Annotated in this window: 21 protein-coding genes; 11 read left to right on the plus strand and 10 right to left on the minus strand. The window is 38.0% G+C overall.

Going from position 1 to position 24,847, the window contains the following annotated elements; translation table 11 throughout:
* Positions 1-11 precede the first annotated feature (11 nt).
* The 5 genes from CLOAM_RS03555 to CLOAM_RS03575 all read left to right on the plus strand — a co-directional run bounded on the left by CLOAM_RS03555 (position 12) and on the right by CLOAM_RS03575 (position 4,796).
* On the plus strand, positions 12-914 hold the full coding sequence (locus CLOAM_RS03555; protein WP_015424491.1) for a phosphate acyltransferase: 903 nt from the start codon (positions 12-14) through the stop codon (positions 912-914).
* Position 915: 1 nt separating this feature from the next.
* Positions 916-1,824 carry a phosphate acyltransferase gene (locus CLOAM_RS03560; RefSeq protein ID WP_015424492.1) on the plus strand — a complete coding sequence of 303 codons (909 nt, stop codon included), beginning with the start codon at positions 916-918 and terminating at the stop codon, positions 1,822-1,824.
* Entirely contained in the window at positions 1,821-2,252 is a 432-nt protein-coding gene (gene rpiB, locus CLOAM_RS03565; protein ID WP_044278897.1) for a ribose 5-phosphate isomerase B, read from the plus strand. The genes CLOAM_RS03560 and rpiB overlap by 4 nt, the downstream gene beginning before the upstream one ends.
* Positions 2,252-3,544: a serine hydroxymethyltransferase gene (locus tag CLOAM_RS03570; RefSeq protein WP_015424494.1), complete on the plus strand. Its 1,293-nt coding sequence runs from the start codon at positions 2,252-2,254 to the stop codon at positions 3,542-3,544. The genes rpiB and CLOAM_RS03570 overlap by 1 nt, the downstream gene beginning before the upstream one ends.
* Before the next feature lie 358 nt (positions 3,545-3,902).
* A complete protein-coding gene (locus tag CLOAM_RS03575; protein WP_015424495.1) occupies positions 3,903-4,796 on the plus strand; it encodes a Ppx/GppA phosphatase family protein in 894 nt (297 codons plus the stop codon).
* 889 nt (positions 4,797-5,685) lie between these two features.
* Here the strand turns inward: CLOAM_RS03575 and CLOAM_RS03580 are convergent.
* A complete protein-coding gene (locus CLOAM_RS03580; RefSeq protein WP_044278898.1) occupies positions 5,686-8,244 on the minus strand; it encodes an HAD-IC family P-type ATPase in 2,559 nt (852 codons plus the stop codon).
* A 208-nt stretch (positions 8,245-8,452) separates the two neighbouring features.
* Here CLOAM_RS03580 and hrcA point away from each other — a divergent pair, with 208 nt between their 5' ends.
* The 6 genes from hrcA to CLOAM_RS03615 all read left to right on the plus strand — a co-directional run bounded on the left by hrcA (position 8,453) and on the right by CLOAM_RS03615 (position 14,587).
* Complete coding sequence (gene hrcA, locus CLOAM_RS03585; RefSeq protein ID WP_044278899.1) at positions 8,453-9,505, plus strand: heat-inducible transcriptional repressor HrcA; 1,053 nt, start codon at positions 8,453-8,455, stop codon at positions 9,503-9,505.
* Positions 9,502-10,059, plus strand: a complete 558-nt coding sequence (grpE, locus tag CLOAM_RS03590; RefSeq protein ID WP_015424498.1) for a nucleotide exchange factor GrpE — start codon at positions 9,502-9,504, stop codon at positions 10,057-10,059. Before hrcA ends, grpE begins: the two co-directional genes overlap by 4 nt.
* The gene (gene dnaK / locus CLOAM_RS03595) at positions 10,060-12,018 is read left to right on the plus strand and encodes a molecular chaperone DnaK (protein WP_015424499.1); all 1,959 of its coding nucleotides are present in this window, start codon (positions 10,060-10,062) and stop codon (positions 12,016-12,018) included.
* A 220-nt stretch (positions 12,019-12,238) separates the two neighbouring features.
* Complete coding sequence (gene dnaJ / locus CLOAM_RS03600; protein ID WP_015424500.1) at positions 12,239-13,396, plus strand: molecular chaperone DnaJ; 1,158 nt, start codon at positions 12,239-12,241, stop codon at positions 13,394-13,396.
* A 5-nt stretch (positions 13,397-13,401) separates the two neighbouring features.
* On the plus strand, positions 13,402-14,103 hold the full coding sequence (locus tag CLOAM_RS03605) for an RsmE family RNA methyltransferase (protein WP_015424501.1): 702 nt from the start codon (positions 13,402-13,404) through the stop codon (positions 14,101-14,103).
* A 247-nt stretch (positions 14,104-14,350) separates the two neighbouring features.
* Positions 14,351-14,587: a DUF4405 domain-containing protein gene (locus CLOAM_RS03615; protein WP_015424503.1), complete on the plus strand. Its 237-nt coding sequence runs from the start codon at positions 14,351-14,353 to the stop codon at positions 14,585-14,587.
* A gap of 309 nt (positions 14,588-14,896) precedes the next feature.
* Here CLOAM_RS03615 and lpxK read toward each other — a convergent pair whose 3' ends face one another.
* The 9 genes from lpxK to CLOAM_RS03660 form a co-directional block, all read right to left on the minus strand.
* Positions 14,897-15,949 (minus strand): tetraacyldisaccharide 4'-kinase, encoded by a 1,053-nt coding sequence (gene lpxK / locus CLOAM_RS03620; protein WP_015424504.1) that lies wholly within the window; start codon positions 15,947-15,949, stop codon positions 14,897-14,899.
* On the minus strand, positions 15,950-16,327 hold the full coding sequence (locus tag CLOAM_RS03625; protein ID WP_015424505.1) for a response regulator: 378 nt from the start codon (positions 16,325-16,327) through the stop codon (positions 15,950-15,952). It lies immediately after the preceding gene.
* Complete coding sequence (locus tag CLOAM_RS03630; protein WP_015424506.1) at positions 16,324-17,205, minus strand: phosphoribosylaminoimidazolesuccinocarboxamide synthase; 882 nt, start codon at positions 17,203-17,205, stop codon at positions 16,324-16,326. Before CLOAM_RS03630 ends, CLOAM_RS03625 begins: the two co-directional genes overlap by 4 nt.
* A 9-nt stretch (positions 17,206-17,214) precedes the next feature.
* Complete coding sequence (locus CLOAM_RS03635) at positions 17,215-18,153, minus strand: excinuclease ABC subunit UvrC (RefSeq protein WP_015424507.1); 939 nt, start codon at positions 18,151-18,153, stop codon at positions 17,215-17,217.
* Positions 18,154-18,772: 619 nt separating this feature from the next.
* Positions 18,773-19,573 (minus strand): ABC transporter permease, encoded by an 801-nt coding sequence (locus tag CLOAM_RS03640; protein ID WP_015424508.1) that lies wholly within the window; start codon positions 19,571-19,573, stop codon positions 18,773-18,775.
* Positions 19,570-20,475, minus strand: a complete 906-nt coding sequence (locus CLOAM_RS03645) for an ABC transporter permease (RefSeq protein ID WP_015424509.1) — start codon at positions 20,473-20,475, stop codon at positions 19,570-19,572. Before CLOAM_RS03645 ends, CLOAM_RS03640 begins: the two co-directional genes overlap by 4 nt.
* Positions 20,472-21,659 (minus strand): ABC transporter ATP-binding protein, encoded by a 1,188-nt coding sequence (locus CLOAM_RS03650; protein WP_015424510.1) that lies wholly within the window; start codon positions 21,657-21,659, stop codon positions 20,472-20,474. The genes CLOAM_RS03645 and CLOAM_RS03650 overlap by 4 nt, the downstream gene beginning before the upstream one ends.
* Positions 21,660-21,908: 249 nt before the next feature.
* A complete protein-coding gene (locus CLOAM_RS03655; protein ID WP_015424511.1) occupies positions 21,909-23,927 on the minus strand; it encodes an agmatine deiminase family protein in 2,019 nt (672 codons plus the stop codon).
* Between the two features lie 158 nt (positions 23,928-24,085).
* On the minus strand, positions 24,086-24,778 hold the full coding sequence (locus CLOAM_RS03660) for a hypothetical protein (RefSeq protein ID WP_015424512.1): 693 nt from the start codon (positions 24,776-24,778) through the stop codon (positions 24,086-24,088).
* Between the last annotated feature and the right edge of the window lie 69 nt (positions 24,779-24,847).

Below are 24,847 nucleotides of genomic sequence, written 5' to 3' on the forward strand. Positions count from 1 at the left end.
GGATAAAAACTATGCAAATTAGCAAACTTGACCAAATGTTCGATGTTTTGGCTACCAGGCCTAAAAAGCGTCTGGTAGCTGCCTGGGGTGTTGATTCCCATACTATTTTGGCTGCCTATATGGCTGTAGAAAAAGGGATAGTTGATGCTACCTTAGTTGGCGATGAAAAACTGATACTTTCCGTATGCCGGGAACATAATCTTGATTGTTCTCAATTTAACATTGTCCATTGCCCTACTGATGTTAAGTCCGCTGCTTTGGCTGTAGAAATGATTAACAAGGGTGAAGGCGATTTTTTAATGAAAGGTCTTCTTTCCACAGACCGCTATATGAAAGCAATATTGAATAAGGAATGCGGATTGATGGATCCTGGTGCTATTTTATCCCATGTAACAGTTGCCGAACCGAGAAATTATCATAAATTACTGATTGTTGGTGATGTAGCTATTATACCTTTGCCGGATTTGAATCAGAAAATTGCCATTACCAATTATTTAATCAAAACGGCTCATATTTTAGGGATAGAAAATCCGAAAGTAGGACTTCTTTCCGCCAGCGAACAAACCCTTCCCAAAATTCCTTCTTCCGCTGAAGCAGCTATAATTGCCAAAATGGCTCAGCGCGGTCAAATCAAAGGTGCAATTGTAGAAGGTCCTTTGGGATTTGATATGATTATTGATAGAGAAAGTGCTCTTATTAAAGGTGTAGATAGTCCTGTTTGCGGAGATGCGGATTGCATTCTCTTTCCGAATATTGAAGCAGGCAATACTTTTTATAAGACCATCATTAAACTGCTGAAAAGTGAACTGGGAGCAATAGTTATGGGTGCGCGGGTTCCCTGTGTTTTAACTTCCCGGGGTGATGGAGAACGCAGTAAATTGTATTCTATAGCTTTAGCAGCTATGTTGGCGTAAAATGATTACCAAACTTGATGAACTGGCAGAAAAGGCTAAAAACAGCGGCAAAAAAACCCGCATTGCAGTTGCCGTTGCAGAAGATAGCAATACCATTAATGCTATTTTACGAGCTACTTATGAGGGCTTTATTTATCCTGTTCTGATTGGCAATGAGATAAAAATCAAAGAACTACTGACCTCTAATATTGCCTCTAACCAATTTGAAATAAGGAATATAACAGAACCAAACCAAGCCGTAAAAGAAGCTGTAGGAATGGTTCGCAATAATGAAGCTGATGTTTTAATGAAAGGTCTGATAGGAACCGATACTTTCCTGAAAGCTGTATTGGATAAGGAAAAAGGACTTTTACCTCCGAAAGCGGTTATGAGCTATACCTGTGCCATAGAAATTCCCAAATACCATAAACTGCTTTTTGTTAGCGATACAGCTGTGTTAATTTACCCAGATTTAGACCAGAAAATAGCAATGATTAATTATAGTGTAGCTATGGCAAGGCGTTTTGGTATAGAAAAACCGAAAGTGGCATTAATATCTGCCACCGAAAAAGTTAGCCCTTCAATGCAAGAGACCTTGGACTATGCTCTTTTATGTAAGATGGCAGAAAGAGGTCAAATAAAAAACTGCATTGTAGATGGTCCTTTAGATATTTTTCTTGCCTGCGATCCTAATTCCCTTGCTATTAAAGGAATTCAAAGTCCCTTGGAAGGGGATGCCGATATTCTTATTTTCCCTAATCTGGAAAGCGCCAATAGTTTTTATAAAGGTCTGATGCTTTTTGGAGAAGGGGAACTGGCAGGTTTAATTTGTGGAACAACAAAACCCGTTATTGTAATGAGTAGAAGCGAAAGTGAAAACTCTAAGTATTACTGTTTAGCGTTATCTTGTTTGATGGCGGAGGAAAAATGAAAATAGCCATTGCTTCCGATCATGCTGGTTTTGAAATGAAAGAGGCAATCAAAAATGCTTTTCCGGAAATTGAATTTGTGGATTTTGGCACTCATAATACAGAAAGTATGGATTATCCTGATACCGGTTTTCCTGCTGCTAAAGCGGTAGCGGAAAAACAATGTGAAAAAGGCATCTTAATTTGTGGCAGTGGAATAGGAATGAGCATTACTGCCAACAAAGTGAAAGGCATAAGAGCTGCTTTATGTGGAAATACAGATGTAGCACGCCTTTCACGGCTGCATAATGATGCCAATATTTTGGTCTTGGCAGGAAGATTTACTGCCATTCCTTACGCCATAGAAATTACTAAGGTCTGGCTAAACACCCCTTTTGAGGGAGGAAGACATTTAAATAGAATTAATAAAATACAACAAGGAGAAAGGTAATGAACCATATTCAAAAAACCGATCCCGAAATTTATGCCGCTATTATGAACGAACTGAAAAGAGAACGGGAAAATCTGGAACTTATTGCCAGCGAGAATTTTACTTCCCTGGCTGTGTTGGAAGCTCAAGGTTGTGTGATGACCAATAAATATGCTGAGGGCTATCCCTATCGCTGGAGCAAAAAAACCGGAGCTATTAATTACAACCTTTACGGAAGATATTATGGCGGTTGTGAATTTATCAACGATGCTGAACGCTTGGCAATTGAACGTGCCAAACAAATTTTTGGAGCGGAACATGCCAATGTTCAACCCCATAGCGGTTCCCAGGCAAATATGGCTGCCTATTTTACACTTGTAAAACCAGGTGACACAGTTATGGCTTTGGAACTATCCCATGGAGGTCATTTAACCCATGGCCATCCACTTTCCTTCAGTGGACAGCTTTATAACATTGTTCCCTACACTGTTAATAAAGAAACGGAACAATTGGACTATGATGAACTGGAAGCTTTGGCAATGGAACATAAACCCCAAATGATTTTAGCCGGCGCTTCTGCCTATCCCCGGAAATTGGATTTTGCCAGATTTCGTGAAATTGCCGATAAAGTTGGAGCTAAACTTATGGTTGATATGGCTCATATTGCAGGACTTGTTGCTGTAGGTTTACATCAAAGCCCTGTTCCTTATGCGGATATTGTTACTTCCACAACTCACAAAACTTTACGCGGACCTCGTGCCGGACTTATTTTATGCAAAGAAGAATTTGCCAAAGAAGTGGATAGTAAGGTTTTTCCCGGTGTGCAAGGCGGTCCTTTAATGCATATTATTGCTGCTAAAGCAGTTGCTTTTCAAGAAGCCCTGCAACCAGAATTTAAAATCTACCAGCAAAAAGTAGTGGAAAACGCTGAGACCTTAGCCAATGCCTTAATTAAAAAAGGATTTAAACTGGTTTCAGGCGGAACTGATACTCACCTGATGCTGATTGATTTAGGTCCTGAAGTTAATGGCAGCCCCAGTGGTAAAAAAATGGAAGAAGCACTTGATAAGGCAGGAATTACGGCTAATAAAAATACTGTTCCCTTTGATACCAGAAGTCCTTTTGTTGCCTCCGGAATTCGTTTGGGAACTCCTGCTGTAACCACTCGCGGAATGGGAAAAGCGGAAATGGAACAGATTGCCGATTTAATTAAAAGGGTCTATGATCATATTGATAACGAAGAATACCTGCAAGAATTGAAAAAAGAAGTGCATTCCCTGACAGATAAATTTCCCCTTTACCCTGAACTGTAGACGGAAGACACTGTTCCTCCGCAAAAAAGGGAAAAAGTAAAAAGGTTAAAAAGTGAAAGGGTGGAAAGGTGAAAAAGTGAAACTCGGAATGAACATTATGGTAAAAAGTGCGGAGCCTCAGCGAGCTCCGATTACACTACAATTATAGAGTCGCCACTGCTTTAAGCCAGGAGTCGTCACCGACGAGATAACTTTGAACTTACTTGCAGACAATTTTGGCGGTGAGGACTCCTGACAATTTTTAGCACGCAGTTTCTTTATTGATTATAAGATAGGAGAAGAAAATGACTATAACTAAAATTTATTTAAGGATAAACAAATCCTGTATGACCTGGTTACCTTTTCACCTGTTAACCCTATGAGCATAGCAGCAATAGATTGCGGTTCCAATTCCCTCAAATGCCTTATTGCAGAAAAGAGGGGAGAAAACTTTAATTGTTTAAAAGACCTAAGATTTCAAACCCGTCTTGCTTCTGCTCTAAATACGAATGGTTTCCTCTCTGCAACAGCCATAGAAAAGACAATTACTATTCTTAAGCATTTGCAGGAAAATGAATTCCCTGCTTACCAAATTGAAGAAATTCGCGCTGTTGGCACGGAGGCTATTCGCCAAGCCGCTAATAAACAGGAAGTTGTAGACCGCATTTTTAGGGAAACAGGTATCCAATTATCCGTTATCAATGAAGCCCAGGAAACATTTTTGGAATGGAAAGGAGTGCTTAGCGGTTTGAAAAAACCCTTACAGCCAATAACTATTTTTGACAGCGGAGGTGCCAGCACTGAAATTATTAACGGGAACAAAGGACTTATCCATAAAGCGACCTGTTTTCCTGTAGGAGCTGTGAATTTTACCCAAAGATATGTTCATAGCGATCCGATTTCCCCAATTGACTTTGAGGAATTAGTTAGAAATATTTTCCAAAGTTTACCCCAATCCTTTATGATACAAGATACTTTTATCGGTGCTGGAGGAGGGGTATATGTATGTGCCTGTGTGGCTTCCGGAGGGAAAATTAATTCACCCGAAGAAGCCGAGGGCTATGAAATAACATTATCCGAACTGGAAAGACAAATTAACCTCTATCAACACACCAATCTGGAACAGCGTAAACAAATTTTAGGAATGGAAAGTGAACGAGCTGATATTATGCTGGCTGCTGTTTTGATCTATTGGACTTTACTGAAGGCAAGCGGAAAAGATAATTTTTTGGTTTCTACCCGTGGTATTAGATATGGTTTAATTGCAATATGAAGCACGCAGATTGCGCTGATTTATTTTTACACCGAGATCACCGAAAGCACTGAGAACACCGAGGTTTATTGATAAATCCGACGACTTTATTTTCATTATTACATTCTTTATTACGCAGATTGCGCTAATTTATTTTTACACCGAGATCACCGAAAGCACTGAGAACACCGAGGTTTATTGATAAATCCGACGACTTTATTTTCATTATTACATTCTTTATTACGCAGATTGCGCTGATTTATTTTTCCACCGAGATCACCGAAAACACTGAGCACACCGAGGTTTATTGATAATTCCAACGACTTTATTTTCATTATTACATTCTTTATTACGCAGATTGCGCTGATTTATTTTTCCACCGAGATCACCGAAAACACTGAGAACACCGAGGTTTATTGATAATTCCAACGACTTTATATTCATTATTACATTCTTTATTACGCAGATTGCGCTGATTTATTTTTACACCGAGATCACCGAAAACACTGAGAACACCGAGGTTTATTGATAATTCCAACGACTTTATATTCATTTTTACATTCTTTATTACGCAGATTGCGCTGATTTATTTTTACACCGAGATCACCGAAAACACTGAGAACACCGAGGTTTATTGATAATTCCAACGACTTTATATTCATTTTTACATTCTTTATTACGCAGATTGCGCTGATTTATTTTTACACCGAGATCACCGAAAACACTGAGAACACCGAGGTTTATTGATAATTACAACGACTTTGTCAAGTCCTTACTGCCAAACGAATTAGTGTATAGCGTATAAACTATATAGTCAGTGACGACTCCTGACTTTCATAAATTTATTTGAAAATTTATTCCGGTGTTCTCGGAGTTCTGAGTGTAAAAAATACAATCTGTTGCCATTCTGTTACTCTGTTAAGTGTTTATTCGCTGATTTCCTATTAACAATAAGTTTGTATATTTCAAACCAGGCAACACTCATGTTTCCTAAAATGAGGCAGGTTAATAATTCCATTATACTCATTGTTTCCAGGTGAAAAATATTAGTGACAGAAGGCACTTTTATCATCAGCAGGACAATGGCAAAGACACCTAAGAACAAATAAGTCATACCCTTATTGGGAGTGCGGATAATCTGGAATAAATTTTTATGCCAGCTTCTGTTTGTAGTTATCAGCATTAGATTGGAAAACACTAAGGTAGTAAAAATATGAGCTCTTAAATGATTTTCTCCCATTCCGCGGTTAATTCCCCAAAAATACATCAGCAATAACAGGATTAATACGCCTAGACCTTGTAGAAAACCGATAATTAATCTTTTAGTGCCAAATAATTTTTCATCTACAGAGCGCGGAGGTCTTTCCATTATATCATCTTCTTCTTTTTCCATTTCAAAAACAATAGAACAAGCAGGGTCTATAATCAATTCCAGAAAAGCGATATGAACCGGAAAATAGATGATCGGATAATCGGCAAATGAAGCAGGAATCATTGCCATTCCGGCAATGGGAACATGTAAAGAAAATACATAAGTGAAGGACTTCCGCAGGTTATCATATATCCTTCTACCCATCTTGACAGCGCTTACAATGGAAGAAAAATCATCATCGGTTAAAACAATTGCCGATGCTTCACGCGCTACATCAGTTCCTCTTAAACCCATAGAAATACCTATGTTGGCAGCTTTTAAAGCTGGAGCATCATTCACTCCGTCTCCTGTCATAGCCACGATTTCTCCGTTTGCTTTCAGTGCTTGCACAATTCTTAATTTCTGCTGTGGAACTACGCGGGCAAAAATAGAGACCTGTTTACATTTTTCTGCCAGTTCTTCATCGGACATTTGGTCTAACTCACTACCCGATATAATATTATCAACATTTTTCAGACCTATTTGTTTACCTATCGCTTTTGCCGTTCCAATATAATCACCGGTAATCATTATTACCCTGATTCCTGCTTTGTAACAGATTTTAACTGCTTCCGGAACAGTTTCTCTAATCGGGTCTGCCAGTCCGATTAAACCCAAATAGCAGAAAGATAAGTCAGTAAGTTTTTCTGGTAAAACATCTGTTTTAATTTCACAAGAGGCAATTCCTAAAACTCTAAGCCCTTCTTCTGCTAAATCAGAAACCTGTTTCATTATGGCATTGATTTCTTCCGTATTAACACTGCAGAGTTTAATAACTGCCTCGGGTGAACCTTTTAACGCAACTGTGTAATTTGTTTTGCCGGAAATTTTCCAGACCTTTGCCATCGCTCTAAGTTCATCGGTTAAAGGGTATTCTCTAATTTCCTGGTATGTTTGCAGTTCTGCATAAATGGAGGGATCAAGATCATTCAGAGCATTATGAATTGCTTTTTCCATCGGGTCAAAAGGTTCTCTCATACTGCCAAGGACACTATGAATAAGAGTATTAAGAATTGGCTCTGAAAGCTTTGCCGAATTCTTTAACTCTATATTTTCGCTGTTACTGACGATTTTTTGCAAGGTCATTTTGTTGTAAGTTATTGTGCCTGTTTTATCTGTGCATAAAACTGTAGCCGAACCCAAACTTTCAATTGCCTGCAACCTTCTGACCAGCACATTTTTCTTGGACATCCTCCAAGCACCTAACGCCATAAAAACAGTTAGAACCACGGGAAATTCTTCCGGCAAAACAGACATTGCCAAAGTGATACCTGTCAACAAAGCATTTATTAAATGCTTTCTGGTGACATAAAAAACGATTACTACAAAAGCACAGATTAGCAATGCAAAAATAGCAAAGTATTTTACCAATCTGCCTGTCTCTTTGCTTAACCGGGTTTCCTCTTCTGTTATGGTTTCCAGGGATTTTCCTATTTTTCCCAGTTCGGTTCTTTCACCTGTGGCAAAAACCTGAGCTATACCTCTGCCACTCACAACTAAGGTTCCGGAATAAACAAAGGGTAAATCATCTCCTCCGGGAGTTGAAGGTCTTTCTTTTTTATCCCAAATCCGTTTTCTAACCGGAACCGATTCTCCTGTTAAAAGTGATTCATCAACACTAAGTAAATCATTTTCCAGTATATAAGCATCAGCAGGAATCCTATCACCTTCAGCTAATATAATTAAATCATCAGTGACTACTTCTCTACCTGGAATTCTGATTTGCTCACCATTCCGAATTACTAAAGCCCGCGGACTGGATAGATTCTTTAATGCTTCAAGCGCTTTTTCCGTTTTGCGTTCCTGAATAAGTTCTATAGACATTACAATGACAACAGATGCGGTTAAAACAAGTGCTTCTTGCAAGTCCCCTAAAAAGAAATAAATAACAGCACAGGCAACTAATAGAATAAACATTGGCTCACTTATAATATCCCAAATCAGCTTGCCTAAATTACGCCCTTTTGAACCTGGAAGTTCATTATACCCTTCCCGTCTTAATTTTTCTTCCACTTCTTTTGTGGTCAATCCCTGTTTTAAATTACTATATTCCTTCATCTTATCCTCTTTTACAGAATATGATCTTGCTATCTGCAATAGTATTTTTAGTCAAGTAAAAACCGATTTTGAGCTGAGACAAATAGTGGAACAGCAGAATTTTTTTAGCACTCTCACTTTTAGATTGACAATTTTCCAAAGTTGATTAAATTGTCTTTAGATTAGCAGTTCATACATTGGACTGCTAAGAATATAAATGGTGGAGACAATGAAAAAGAATGTACTACGACTAAATGAGACCCTTAAGGCACTGGTGGATGAATATATTATGAGTTGTGAACCGGTGTCTTCCAGGATACTGAACGAGAAGTATCTGCGTAATGTATCCTCAGCTACATTGCGTTTAGATTTGTTGAAACTGGAAAAGATGAATCTGATTTCCCAGCCGCATACATCGGCAGGAAGGATTCCTACAATAAAAGGTTACAGGGAATATTTAAGATTGATTGAGCCGGAAATAGAAAAGATCAGATATGAAGGAATGGACTTGCTGAGAGAGATTTTAGTGCGCAACTATAAAGATACGCCCAGAGCTTTGTATTATATAATGGAAAATTTGGCGAAGGAGACAGACCAGCTTTCTTTTGTTGCTGAACCTGAGGTCTCCAGTGGTTATTTGGCAAAGTTGGATGTATTTTCCATAGGGGAAAACAAGCTGATATTTGTGATGAGTTTGGATTCGGGTTTGGATAAAACAGTTATTTTGAAATGCGATAATGAGTTAACTGAAGCTCAACTGAAAAAATTGGTGCGTTATTTAAATGATGAATTGGCTGGTTTACAGATTTATGATATAGCTAATAGGGTTTTAGTAGAAATGCAAGAAAATGCGGATAATGGTATGATAAGCTGGTTCTTGGCTGAATTGCATAAAGCGTTTATGGAAATAAGCGATTTCTTTATTCATTATGATGGCAGCATCAATTTTTTGGAACAAAAGGAATTTGACGATAAAGAGAATATATTGAAGTTTATGAGTTTACTGCAACGCCAGGATTTTCTCTTAAATACGATGCGCAAACATCAAAGCGATAAAGAAGTTAATGTAGTTTTGGGTGAGGATTTAGCTAAAGGCAGCTGGTTGGATTTTGCTTTAATTTATGCCAAATATGAGGTCTTTGGCATACCTGGCTATTTAGGTGTTTTAGCACCTGTCAGAACAGAATATCGTAAGCTCATTCCTCTTATCAGGGATGTAGCTAATACTATAACAAATACAACAAAGCGCGGAATGGTCGTGCCTCAGGAGAAAAAGGAATGAATAAAAAAATACCCAAAGAACCTGAATTAGAAAAAGAAGAACTAATTACAACGGAAGTTTCAGAAGAACCGAAAGCCAAGAAGATAGAGGAACTGGAAAAAGAAGTAGCGGAATGGAAAGATAAATACCTGCGCTGTATGGCTGAATTTGAGAACTTCCGCAAAAGAACAATATCCGAAAAAGCGGAGTGGATAAGATTAGCCACGCAGAAATTTGCTTTAGAAATCTGTGATGTGCTGGATAATTTTGAAAGGGCTATCCAGCAAGCAACTGAAGAAGAAAAATCCACTCCCTTCGGAAAAGGGGTGCTGATGATTGAACAGCAACTCCGCAAAGCCCTGGAAAAAGAAGGGGTAAAAAAAATAGAAGCACTGGGAGAACCCTTCAATCCAGAGTTTCATGAAGCCCTTGCTCATATTCCCAGTGATCAAGAAGAAAATACCGTTACTGCCATCATCCAAAATGGTTACATAATGCACGATAAAGTGTTGCGACCTGTTAGAGTGGCAGTTTCCAACGGTTCAAAAATAAATAATGAATCCCAGGAGGAATAAATGGGAAAAATAATAGGAATTGATCTCGGAACAACAAACTCCTGTGTTGCCGTTGTTGAAGGCGGTAAACCAGTAGTTATAACCAATGCGGAAGGAAGTAGAACAACTCCTTCAGTAGTTGGTTTCACAAAGGATGGTCAACGTCTGGTAGGCCAATTGGCAAAACGCCAGGCAATAACCAATCCCCAAAATACTGTCTTTTCCATAAAAAGGTTTATGGGAAGAAGTTATGATGAAGTTACACAAGAAATTAAGCAGGTGCCTTTTAAGGTTGTGCGTGGCTTAAAAAATCAGGCGGTTGTTCATATTGATGTGGAAAATAAAGATTATGCTCCACAGGAAATTTCCGCTATGATTCTAACAAAAATGAAAGAAACGGCAGAAGCATATTTAGGACAAAAAGTTACGGAAGCCGTAATTACTGTTCCTGCTTATTTCAATGACGATCAACGTCAGGCAACAAAAGATGCCGGACGCATTGCGGGACTTGATGTAAAAAGGATTATTAACGAACCCACAGCTGCTGCTTTAGCTTATGGAATGGAAAACAAGAAAGAGCAGAAAGTAGCCGTTTATGACTTGGGTGGCGGAACCTTTGATATCAGCATTCTGGATATTTCGGAAGGTGTTGTGGAAGTCCTTTCTACTAACGGTGATACGCATTTAGGTGGCGATGATTTTGATAAGCGGGTAATTGACTGGATTCTGGAACAGTTCAAAAAACAGGAAGGAATGGACTTATCGCGTGACCCTATGGCTATGCAAAGGTTAAGGGAAGCAGCTGAAAAAGCCAAAATTGAGCTTTCCGGAACCCTTACTACCAATATAAACCTGCCTTTTATTACTGCTGATGCTACAGGACCTAAACATCTTAATCTGGATTTAACCAGAGCTGAATTTAATCGTTTAACCTCAGATTTGGTGGAACGGACTTTAGGTCCCTGTAAAAGAGCATTAGACGATGCCAAACTGAAACCTTCTGATATTCAGGAAGTTCTTTTGGTAGGTGGAAGTACTCGTATTCCTGCAGTTCAGGAAGCTGTGGAAAAGTTCTTTGGTAAAAACCCCAATCGCAGTTTGAATCCGGATGAAGTAGTAGCTATTGGTGCTTCCATTCAGGGAGCTATTCTTTCCGGTGACGAGAAAGTAAGCGATGTTCTGCTTTTGGATGTAACTCCTCTTTCTTTAGGTATTGAGACCTTGGGTGGAGTAATGACCAAACTTATTGAGCGCAATACTACTATTCCGACTAAGAAGAGCGAAATTTTCTCTACGGCAGCAGATAATCAAACCGCCGTCACCATTCATGTTCTGCAAGGTGAACGTCCTATGGCTGCAGATAATAAGTCCTTAGGCCGCTTTGACCTGGTGGGAATTCCTGCCGCTCCAAGAGGAATTCCTCAAATTGAAGTTACCTTTGATATTGATGCCAATGGTATTCTCCATGTTTCTGCCAAAGATAAAGGAACCGGAAAAGAACAATCCATCAGAATTGATCGTGCTGGAAGCATTAGTAAGGAAGATATAGACAGAATGATTAAAGATGCGGAATTACATTCCGAAGAAGATAAAAAACGCCAGGAATTCGTTGTCGCTAAGAATGAATTGGATTCCTTAATCTTCAGCACGGAAAAGAGTTTGAATGAATATGGAGATAAACTTTCCAGCAGTGAAAGAAGCGAACTGGAAGAGGAAATAAAAAATGCCAAAGAGCAAATGGAAAGAGCAACCGAGGCATCAGAACTAAACAACATAAAAGAAAATCTTGCCAAAAAAGCACAACATTTAGGTGAGGTTATCTATGCGCATATGCAACAGCAACAAAGTGCAGGCGGTGAAGGATATAGCCAGGATGCAAGCGGTTTTAATTCCGGAGGTTATGAACAGGGACCTCAGGAAGAAAACCCCAAGCAGGAAGGTCCTATAGATGCCGACTTTGAAGTTGTTGACGATAAATAAATAAAGAAAACTGATTAGAAGGATTTTAGCGGAGTAACACGGATTAAAAATAATTCCGTGTTAATCCCTCTAATCCAAAAATCGGCAAAGGAAAGAAAATAGGTTATTATAGTTTATATCTTTATATCTGTGAAATCTGTGAGAGGTAAAAAAGGAGTTATCTAAGAAATTATAAATATTATCTGTGAAATCAGTGAAATCTGTGAGAGGTAACATATAGATGGCAAAACGCGATTATTACGAAATTCTGGGTGTAGATAGAAATGCCGATGAAGCAACTATAAAAAAGGCATACCGTAAACTGGCAATGCAGTATCATCCGGATAAAAACCCGAATAATAAAGAAGCCGAAGAGAAATTCAAAGAAGCAAGTGAAGCTTATGAAGTTCTATCGGATAAAGAAAAAAGACAGATATACGATCAATACGGTCATTCCGGATTGGAGAATCAATTTGGAGGAACAGGATTCTCTTGGGAAGAATTTATGCACCGTAGCGATCTGAATGATATTTTTGGAGATGGACTGGGCAGCATTTTTGAAACAATCTTCGGAGGCGGTTTTGGAGGTAGAAATCAACGCAGTTCAAGCAGTTCTAATAGAGGGGAAGACCTGCAAATTGAACTATCTCTGTCACTTCAGGAAATTGCCAATGGTGTAGAAAAGACCATTAAAATAGGCATTAAAGAACCCTGTGATAAATGTGGAGGAAGCGGAAGTGCAGAAGGGAAAACAGAGACCTGCCCTAACTGTAAAGGAACAGGACAGATTCGTCAAATTCGGCAGTCACTTTTCGGAAGGATGCAAACGGTATCCGAATGCCCTACCTGTAATGGTGAAGGAAGGATAATTAAAAATAAATGCAGTAAATGTTATGGTGAAGGACGTGTTGGAACTGTTAAGGAAATACCGATTAACATTCCTCCAGGAGTTGAAGATGGACAGTATATTCGGTTCAGGGGACAGGGCAATGCAGGACCCCGAGGAGGAAGCAGAGGAGATCTTCTTGTTCTTATTCATCAAAAAAAGGATGATCTTTTTGAACGCGAAGGAAATAACATTATTCTGGAATATCCCATTACTGTATCTCAAGCTGTGTTAGGTGATGAAATTATTGTACCTACTTTAACCGGTTCGGTTAAAATGAAAGTTCCACCCGGAACTCAAAGTGGCAGATTATTCCGCTTAAAAGGACAAGGTATTCAAGGTCATAATAGTTATTCCAGAGGTGATCAAATAGTGAGAACGATTGTAGTTATTCCTACAAAACTCTCCCGGGAAGAAGTAGAACTCTATAATCGCTTAAGAGAATTTGACCGGAAAAGAGACCTGAAACCAGGGAAAAGCTTTGCTGCCAAATTAAAGAGTTACTTCAGTTAAGAAAAATGCCATCTCTATATTTACCTGAATTAAGCTCGGATAAAAAGATTATAGCGGTAGAAGGAGAAGAATTCCATCATCTGATTAATGTTAAGCGAACCGCAATCGGAGAATTGGTCAAACTAAATAGTGGTTCTGGTTTAATGGCAGAGGGAAAGCTGACTGAGATTCATAAAAACTCTGCCGTTATTGAAATTATCAAAATAGAAACATTTCCTTTTCCGGAAAGACCTTTTGCCATTGCTTTTGCCCTTATTAAAAATAAACACGATGAACTACTGATAGAAAAATGTACCGAATTGGGCGTTACTGCCTTCTATCCTATGTTAACTGACTATAGTGTGCGGATTCCTTCTAAAAATACAACGCAGCGTTTTAAACGGACAGCTTTAGCAGCCATTAAGCAATGTGATAATCCTTGGTTACCAAGAATTAATGAACCACTATCTTTTAAACAGGCAATAGAGAAGATAATTTCTGAAGGTTGGATACCTGTTTTATGCTCTGAAAAAAGACCTGCTAAAAAAATATCCGCTTTACCAAATAATATTAAACCCTGCTTTATTATTGGTCCTGAAGGCGGTTTCAGTGAAGCGGAATTTGCGTTTTTTAATGAAAAAAACATTTTTCAAATCTCAATTTGCCATCATATAACCAGAGCAGAAACAGCAGCCATAGCTGTTGCCGCTCAATTTCAGCTATTTTAAACAAAGAGATAAGGAGAAAAAGGGATTAATGTTACAAAGAGAAAAGAGGAAAAAACGCAAAGAGATAAAGACATTAAGTGAAATTGAATTTCCAATAGGAGATGATAACTTGCAAATTAATAAACCAATACGAGTATTATCTCACCATTTTACTATCTTGCTATCTCGCTATGCACCCTCTTACAATGTTAATATCTATTTGACTGAAAGTAAATTTCTTTTATAATATCTTTTAAAGGAGAGTGAAATGAATAACAAAAAGCTAAAGATATTGAATCCTATTATGTTCGTTGTGCTTTTTATTGCTGTTGCAGCAATAATAACTTATAAGATTTCCGAATTATGCAACTATGATGCTTACGGGTTTAAAGAGATTCACGAAATTTGTGGATTTCTCTTTATCATTTTGGTTATTTTTCATATTGCTTATAACTGGCAATGGATTAAAAGTCAGATTTTCGGAATAAAACCGATGAAAAAATAGTGTAGCCGGAGGACACCGTTCCTACTCCACCCGGTTATTTTTGGGTGCAGGAAAGGTAAAAAAGTGAAAGAAGAGTCGGGACTTTCATTTATACGAGGGGCTTACGCACACTTCGCTATAGTTGTATCGCCCTTCGGGCTTTTTTATTAGTAAGCTAATAGTTATAAGAAAGGCATTTCCCTTTTACTATATATAGCTTATCATAATGGACAAGATACTACATTATCACTTTACTAATAACTAATTTTACGGTTGCAGCAAAAATTATATCCCGGGTTACAATTTTTACCTTTTCACCTTTCCGCTTACTTATCTAACATAACTCAGTACCAGGTTAACAAACTGTTCCTGCTGTTCAAAGCTATACTCCAGTTCCAGAGCCAGCAAACGGCTTTTCAGGGACTCATATTTTGCCAGTTTCATAATATCTTTTTGGGTGCAGAGAATAAAGTCCGGATTTAGCTCCAGCAGTTTTTGCGGCAGGGAAGTGTTGGAAAAAGCGTAATGGTCTTTAAAGGCATAGTGTTTCATAAAAGATAAGCCCAAAGAGCAAACACTCTGTTCAAAGGAATCAGGATTGGCAATGGCTGAGGTGAGGACTATTCTTTTTCCTTCTATATAAGAGAAAGGAAAGGTGTTACCGGCAGCATCTTTAAAACAGGAGGGAGAGCTAAAACAATGAAATACAGGCATTCCTTTGCGGATAATTTTTTCCAGCCAGGGAATTTGTGTTTGTTCTTCATTTTTATGGTTAATAACAGCTATGCTATTAGGGGGAATATTAGAAATTGGCTCTCTTAAATATCCGGCAGGAAGCACAAAGCCATTGCCAAGTCCAAGAGAGGCATCAAAACTAATAATATCCAGGTCTCTATGCACATAATAGTGTTGTAAGGCATCATCCAAAATCATTATCTCCAGATCAGGATAGTTTTGCAATAAGAGCTGAATTGCTTCTTTTCGTTTTCTGCCAACCGCTACAGGAATTTGGGGCAGGGAAGAAGCTATCAAATATGCTTCATCACCTGTCTGTTGAACATCATAGAGCAGACCGGAATCATCTGCAATAATATGAGGGTTATTTTCCCAAGCACCTTTATATCCGCGATGGGAGATGGCTACTTTTATGCCTTCCTTTATCAAAAGCTTTGCCAGAGATATAGTTAGAGGTGTTTTTCCCGAACCGCCACTAACGATATTACCGATACTAATTATTTTGCAAGGTGGCTTATATTCATTTCTTTGATAATAAGTTCTGCGTAGTTTTTGTAGGAAACCGTAAATTACACCTGCGGGATATAGGGTATATGATAGGGGAGAGCGTTTTAGAAGGTGATTTTGGATTAACTTGTTAGCATCCATTTATTGCAAGTGGGATTCAATTAGTTCCACCAGTTTTTCCGTTTCAAAAGGTTTATAAAGGACATCCTTCAAACCATCTACTTTAGCGCGAACGAGCACATGATTGGGGTCATAACCAAAACCCGTCATCATAATCACCGGAATTTTTTCGTTATAGTCCTTAATTCTCCAAAACAATTCATAACCATCCATATCGGGCATAGCGATATCTGTAACTACGAGGTCTACATTGCCTTTTACGATTTCCTGGATAGCTTTCATTCCTTCACTGAAAGTAATAATTTTCCAGTCCGGTCTTATAGCTTCCAGTTCAATTTTCAGGTTTTCTACCAGGTCTTCTTCGTCATCCACAATGCAGATAATTTTTTTCGTTTTCACAATTCTTTACCGGTGATAATTTTGAGAATAGTTAAATATTTTTGTCGGGTTTGCTCAATCACTTCTTCCGGTAAAGGAGGAGGGGGTGATTGTTTATCCCAACCGCTGTTTTCCAAGTAATCCCGAATAAATTGTTTATCGTAACTTTTAGGACTTTTGCCCATTTCATAATCCTCCAAAGACCAAAGTCGGGAGGAATCGGGAGTAAACAATTCATCAATCAGGAGAACTTCCGAGCCGATAGTGCCAAATTCAAATTTAGTATCAGCCAAAATAATGCCTTTTTTCAGCAGTAAATCGTGAGCGTAAGAATATAGTTCCAGGGATTTATCTTTGATATAAACAGCGAGGGATTCATCCATTCGGCTCATAAATTCACGGTAGCTGATATTTTCATCGTGACCATTTTCCGCCTTTGTACTGGGGGTAAAAAGGGGATGCGGAAATTTTTGGCTTTCCTGCATTTCTTCAGCAATCAGCATTCCTCCGATAGTATTGCTTTTTTTATATTCCTTCCAGGCGGAACCGCTGAGGTAGCCACGCACAATAAATTCAAAGGGAATTACGCGTGTTTTTTTTACCAGCATACTGCGTTCTTCCAAATATTCGCCAAAGGGCTGTAATTCCACAGGGTATTCAGAAATGTTAGCAGTAATAAAATGGTTGGGAACAATATCTTTAGTAGCGTTGAAAAAATAAACGGAAATAGCATTTAATATTTTCCCTTTATCGGGAATGAGAGTAGGGAAGACCACATCAAATGCGGAAATGCGGTCGGTGCTCACAATTAAAAGTGTTTCTCCCAAATCGTATATATCGCGGACTTTGCCTTGACGGCTTTGTTGAACCAGGGGCAGTTGACTAATTTCGTTATACATTAAAACTCCTTACATCTTCTGTAAAAAATCATAGATTACTTTGCTTTCATCCACACTATCCAGATTAAGAGCAAGTGTCTCGTTAATACGAAACTCTATGTTGTCAACTGGAAAATAATAGTCCTTGCCCTGAAATCTGCAATAGGTGATTTTGCCTTTTTGTATTTTCAGCTCGTTACTTTCATATTCCAAATGTTTAGCGGAAATAAGGAATTTCAGCCATTCGCGATATTTGTTTAAAATTTCTATATCCTCATCCAGTAGAGATGATTTGTCAAATTCCAATGCATTAAAGTATTTATTTCTTTCCTGTTGGATAAGTTCCAAAATGCTGTTTTCAGGAACCAGAAATGCTTCTTTTAAAAGGGATTCCAATTTATCCAAGTCATAATCCGTTGGTTTTTCAGAATTTTCATCAAGAGCCAAACACCAGCCCTGGCATAAATTTTTTTCTCTTTTTTCACAAGGATATTCACCTGTCTCACAGGCAGGTAATTTTAAAATGCGCGCATAAATATCAAGCACATCAATTAAGAAAAAACGACTGCGAAAAGGTCCTAAATATAACCAATCATCATTAGTATGTTCCTGAATTGTAATAAACGGAAAACGATGAGAATCAAGCGCTAAATAAACATAATCTGCCCAAGGACGAATCTGATATTGATAGAGAGGAGAATTTTCCGTTAAATAACATTTATAATGAATTAAGGCGAAAATTGCTTGAGGATATGTTATCCAGCTCAATTTTTCCGCTAAATTCCATAGTTCCTGATAAATACCACCCTCTTTGGCTTTATTGGAAAGGAATTTTAGCTTTGCCTTCAAATTGGCTGAGTAACCTGCGTAAAGGACTTCTCCTGCACCGAAAATATGATAAAAAACCCAACCCTTAGGCAGTGCATCAAATTCATTTTGTATATTCTTATCTATTTTAATTTCGTTCATATAACAACAATTCTTCAGTTAGGGTTTATGTCAAACGAAATCCTAAATAATAAAGAGGATGCTAAACTTAAGGAAGAACGACTTCCTTACTGTTCACAAGTATTCATTTTTTTCGTTACCATGATTATATAGATAAAGAAATAAAGCGTAAGAGGAGGTTGACAGGGATGTCTATGATAGGACACTATAACCGGTAAAAAAATGTTGTTCAAAATAGTAAAATACCAAGAGCTTACTTTCTTCTTTCACATCCTCCACTCATTCTCCACCCATCCTTAAGGTTGGGTTGATAATGGGTTATAATTAAGGAAGGACAAATTGCAGAAACAACAGTAAAAATACCGGATAAACGATATAATAAGTTGTGACAAAAAGGGTTAAAGATATTGAAAAGGTGATTAATATGGAAAAGCTTGGGGTTTATGGCAAAGGGCTAAGGGCGAAGAGCGAAGAGTTATTTTAGCATTTTTTCCGAGGGGTTTACACACCCATCGCTATAAAGTGTCACCCTTTGGGGCTTTTGGCAGATTATTGAGATAACTTCATTCTTGGCTTTAAGTTAGTTCCTTAGGAACGACAGGTATTAACAACGGGTTTTAAACCCGGTGAAAGTAAAAAATTAGAGAGCAGAAATGACGATTTTCCGAATGCGTTTTGTGGCGATTACTAACATTAAAGTTAAGCCAATCATAATTGTGGAAAGGGAATTGATAGTAGTGATAGTTCCTCTTCTAATAGCACCTTCCACATAAATTGGCAAAGTGTCAAACCCGCGTCCGGAAGTGAAAAAAGTAATAATAAAATCATCTATGGAAAGGGTAAAAGCCAAAAGTCCCGCAGCAATAATTCCCGGCATAATTAGAGGCAGTTTTATTTTCCAGAAGATAGTTGCCGGTTTTGCTCCCAAATCCATTGCTGCTTCCACCAGAGAATAATCAAATCCTTCCAAACGACTTTGAATAACAATAACCGTATAGGAAATGCAAAAAGTAATATGAGCAATCAAAACGGTCAGCATTCCCGTATTAACCCTGGTAAAATTAAATAATAAAGCCAGGGAAACACCCATTAAAATATCCGGAATTACGAGAGGAATATAGATTAAAGCAGAAAATAATTTGCGTCCGCTGAATTTATGATATTCCAATCCTAAAGCGCCTAACACACCCAAAACGGTAGAAATAAGCGTAGAAAGTCCTGCAATCAGCATTGTATTTCTAAATGCTTCCAGGATGGTTTTATTTTGCCAAAGCAAAACATAATACTTGAAAGTAAATCCCTTCCAGCCGGTAATAATTTTGGCATCGTTGAAACTGAAGATAATCAAAATTAAAATGGGAATATAAAGAAAAACCATCACCAAAGTGAACACGGTCAAATTCATCCCTTTAAAAAACTTGCCTAAAGAAAGGTGTTTCATAGCTGTCTCCTGGATTTGCTTTTGCGGTAAAGAAAGTATATTACCAATAAAAACAAAGCTACAATCAATAACAGGGTTAATGACAGGGCTGAAGCCATAGGCCAGTTGCGGGGAATATTTTTTACTTTATAGGTAATTACCTGTCCTAAATAGAGCGATTTTTGATTTCCTACCAACTGAGGAATTAAATAGGAACCTAAAGCAGGAATAAAAACAAGCAGTCCACCCGCAAAAATACCCTCTTTGGACAGGGGTAAAGTTATGCGGAAAAACGATTTAACTTCATTAGCTCCTAAATCCATTGAGGCATTCAGCAAAGACCAATCCAGTTTTTCCAAAACACTGTATAGTGGCAGGATCATATAGGGTAAATAAACATAGACCATCACTAAAATAACTGCAAGGTCTGTTCTCATAATTTCCAGGGGTTGGGATATTAATCCTAAACTTAAAAGAAGATTATTCAGCACCCCATTGTAAGCAAGAAAAATGCGCCAAGAAAAGATGCGAATAATCAAGTTTGTCCAGAAAGGAATGATAATAAAAATCAGAAGGGTATTTTTTACCTTATCCTTTGCCCGCGCTATGTAATAGGCGACTGGAAATCCAAGGAGCAAACATAATACCGTTGTTAACAAGGCAAGCCGAAAAGAAAGATAAAAAGTATGCAAATAAGCAGGTGTAAAACTCTGACGATACGCATCCAAAGTAAATTCAAACTTTACATCATAAATATCGGCAGTAAGAAAACTATAGATGATAACAATAATATAGGGAACAAGAAAAAAGAAAATTAACCACAACAAAGCCGGCGCTGTTAAAATCCAGGAAGTGAAATTCTTTCTGCGTTCTGCTGCCATTTGTAAAGCGTAATTGGGATTATCGTAAGGAATAATTTTCATTGGACTACCGGTTTTTTTATGGAACGCTGATAATGATTAACTCCGCCTTCGGAGATTTCTTCAGGAGTTAACACATTTTCGGGAATTTCATTGATAAGCCAGCTATCGGTATCATGCCAGAAAAGCCAGACCGGCTCTTCCCAATCAAGTGCCGTATCATCAAAATAAACTCGTTTATGCTGACTAAAAACCCTGATTTTTAAAGCTCCAACTCTAACTATGTATTGTGTGTGAGACCCGAGGTATAAAATATCTTCTATCACTCCCCGTAAAATATTTATATCGTCCTGATAGCGTGGTTTATTGCGAGAAATGGCGATTTTTTCGGGTCGCAGGGAAACGGTTAATTCCTGTCCTATATTTGGTTGAAAATGAAAAGTGCTGTCTATTTCAAAACTGTTTCCCGTACCATCGGGACATCTTATTTGCACATAATCATCTTCAATGCTGATAACCTCTCCGCTGATTAAATTGGTTTCTCCAATAAAATATGCCGAGAAAACGCTATTAGGTCGTTCGTAAATATCATCCGGAGGTCCTTCTTGAATAATATTGCCATAATTCATCACTGCCACACGGTCTGAAATACTCATCGCTTCACCCTGATCATGAGTTACATAAATAAAAGTGATTCCCACAGCATCATGAATATTCATCAGTTCAATCAACATATGTTGACGCAGTTTTAGGTCTAATGCAGCCAACGGTTCATCCAAAAGCAACACCTTGGGCTGGTTGATTAAAGCCCTGGCAATGGCTACACGCTGTTTTTGGCCACCCGAAATCTGTTCCGGAAATTTGTTTGCCTGATCTTCCATTTTAACCAGCGAAAGCATTTCGCGAACCCGGTTTTTAATCTCATTTTTGGGACTTTTTCTAATTCTCAAACCGAAAGCAACATTATCAAAAACAGTCATATGCGGAAAAAGAGAATAATTCTGAAAAATAGTATTAACCTGTCTTTTATAGGGAGGTAAATCGGTTATATCGGTATTGCCGATTAAGATTCTACCCGTGCTGGGAATTTCAAAACCGGCAATCATTCGTAAAAGAGTTGTTTTTCCACAACCACTGGGACCCAGGAAAGAGAATAACTCTCCACTTTGAATAGCTAATGATACATTTTCTACGGCAACAAAACCGTCAAAGTCCTTGCTTAAGTTCTCCAAACGGATTTCTTCCAACTTTGTCTATACCTCCTTTATCAGCTTTTTAGATAAGCCGTGGGAAAATAAAACTTTTTTCCTTTACTTCTCCTTCTTGATTATAGGCAAAAAAATACAGTGGGGAATGCCGGGCGGCATCCCCACTGCTCGGAGGGCATTCTATGTAGGGTCTGTAGGCTTGAATCATTTATAAATATCTACAGAATCTTGTCAAGGAAAAAGTGTAGAATTATTTCATTTTCTAAGTTGAAATATATCAACATAGTTCTATTTTACCATTATTAGCTTGCTTTTGTGGCTTTTTGAGCCCTGTAAAATTTCTATTAAATACATCCCGTTTGGAGATAAATTTCCTTTTTTATCGCGTCCATTCCATTTTATTTCCTGAATACCTTTTTCTTCCGGGAAAAATGTTTGAGTATAAATTAGCTGACCCTTCAGATTGTAAACCTTGAAAGTGAAAGGTACATTTTGCGGTGAAAAGTATTTCAACCGGATAGCATCATTACCTTTGGCTTTAAAGGGATTGGGATAAACTCCCATAATGCCTTCCTGTAGATTTGGGGTTTGTATTTCATCGTTCACAGAAACAATTAAAATAGGCACTTCATACCATAAATTCTGTCCGGGAAGAAAACTAATATTAGGAGGATTGGCTCCATCGTAAGCCATAAAACTGTAATAAAAAGTGTGGTCATTAGTAGAAAATTCAGGATAATACTGAAAAATATAACTATCTTCCGTTAACGGGTCCATCGGATAAGCATAAATTTCCGAATCATCTATTTTGTAACGGAAAAGCAACTGACTGATGCCACTCTCATCGTTGGCAGAAACAATTAAGCTTATTGGTTCGCTTTGATTACTGATAGAAGAAAGAGGATTATGAGATAAAACGGGAGGAGTTAAATCCGGTTGAATCACAAAAAGATGAGGGTCTAAGGCAGCAAATACCGGGTGGTCAACGCTTCTTCCTGATTGATCTGCCGCGTGAATAAAATAACGAATAGTATCTCCATAAGCAAATCCATTTAAAGTTACAGTATAATAATTGCGGGTAAGAGGTTGCAGATAATTTCTTTGCCAGGCACCGGAATTTACTTTATAACAAACAAAAAGAGAATCGGTATAAAGTGGCTGACCGCTATGTGCAATTATTTCCGTATTAATAATAATATCCGTTCCAACAGGGACAATACTATGCCAGGGAGTATGAACAATATTCAGCATATTTTTATCGGGAATTTCATGGGTTCTGCAATGTAAGGCATCAGTAGATTCCCAAGGTGCAGAACTGATTTGAGAAACACCGATAACTTCATAACCAGGCATTGCTTCACGATAAGCTTGCAGGGCAGAATTATCATTACTGCTGCCTACAATAGGCACAAAAACCTTTTTATTCAAAATTAGAGAATTGGTGTAGGGCTCATTGGAAGGAGTATAAACCCGATAAACACGGTAGGGATAACCCCAGGCACAATTATGCGTAGCAAAATAATTGGCTGCATTTTCTATGGCATTATATTGAGAATGGCTTGCAGGAACGCTACGAATCATTACTTTATCGGGTGCCAAAAACTTTGCCCAACAGTCAATATGCTCAATATAAGTGTTATTCGGGTCTGTCATCACCAAATAATTTGTAATACCTAAATACTGTTGCATTTTAGTGTTTACATTTGTCTGATTGTTGCCATTTTCGGTATAAACCAGGGTTGTTTGAGCAGCAGTATTAATTCCATCGCTCATATAATTTCCCCCTGTCTGCTGTAAATTCATTCCATAATAATTCAAAGCAAAATGATTGGCAAAAACCTGGGGAATTAAATTGTCATTAGGACGGGGACGATTATAAATAAAATCCACTACACCATATTCATCATTGCCATCAAAAATGAACCAGGGTCCGTAATCCCTTGTCCAGTAAGAATCCGTAGCTGCATTGAGAAAACTAACCCTTTCCATATTTACTCCAGCATTGGTAAAAGTAGAAATGGCAGATGATTGTTGCGAACTGCTTACGATACAAATTACATTTGCCGTATTTGCCAATTGCACTACCAGCGAAACAGGTATCCCTAAAGGATAACGAATTAAAACATCAGAGGCGGGTTCAAATTCTGCTATAGGACGAACCGGAGCTACAGGAGGATTGGTTTCCGTAAAACGGATTTCCGCATTTGCTTTATCTGCGGGCAAATTATGATGCGCAAAGGCAGTAGAACTCAAAATACAGAGCACACTGCACAATAATAATATGCGTAAAATACGCTGTTTTCTCATCAGCGTTCACTCCTTATTATATTATACCAAATTATAAATAAAACACTTTTTATACCGAAATTCTATATTTTTCTCTCCTGCCCTTGTCGCAGAATTAATTCACCTTTGCTATGATGTAAGAATTGCAGGTTAACTATAGTATAATTCATTTTCTCTATTTAGCAAATTCCCTTGGCAACGAATAATTCCCAGGGTTTTTTCAAGTTATACGCCATAACTTCCCTTTTTTTGCCGCCTAAATTATCGGGAACGATTTTTTCATACTTGTTTAATACCAGATAGGTCTTAAAAGGAAGTCCTGATAATTCTGCCGCTTGATCCACTATTTTGATTCCCTTTAGCACGATTTCCGCCGTTGTTTCTTCCATCAGGTTGGTGTTACATATAATTTCTGTAATTTTTAAGCGGGAAGTGGCTTCCAATGCCTCTTTCATTGATATTATTTCTTCCGGAGTTGAAGTAAAAGGACGCATAGTGTTTACAATATATAACATATTATAACCCCGTGTTTTTATGGGTTCTTCAAAACGCCCTAAAGTTCTGCAACCGGCAGGATCACCACCTACATCCAGAATAACTGTTTTCGCTTTATTGTGAATAGCTCCTTTAACACGGGGAGAAATCATCGGCAAATCGCTATGCTTATATTCACCTTCCGGAGCAATAATATCAATTCCTTCCTGGATAAAATCATCCTGCATTTCCCGTGACCTGAAATAAGGATTGACCACATCCAAATCCGCTAAAACAACATCCAAACCTTGTGTCTTAAAACGACGCGCAAGATGAATGGAATATTCACTTTTTCCGCTTCCGTAAGCACCGATGATGATATATAAGTGTGAGGGCATAATTCAAATCCTTACATTTAATTGAAACGGGAGATTAATTCTTGAGAAAGGTCTAAATGCAAAGACATC

It is taken from the genome of Candidatus Cloacimonas acidaminovorans str. Evry (assembly GCF_000146065.2).
GTDB classification, from domain to species: Bacteria; Cloacimonadota; Cloacimonadia; order Cloacimonadales; family Cloacimonadaceae; genus Cloacimonas; species Cloacimonas acidaminivorans.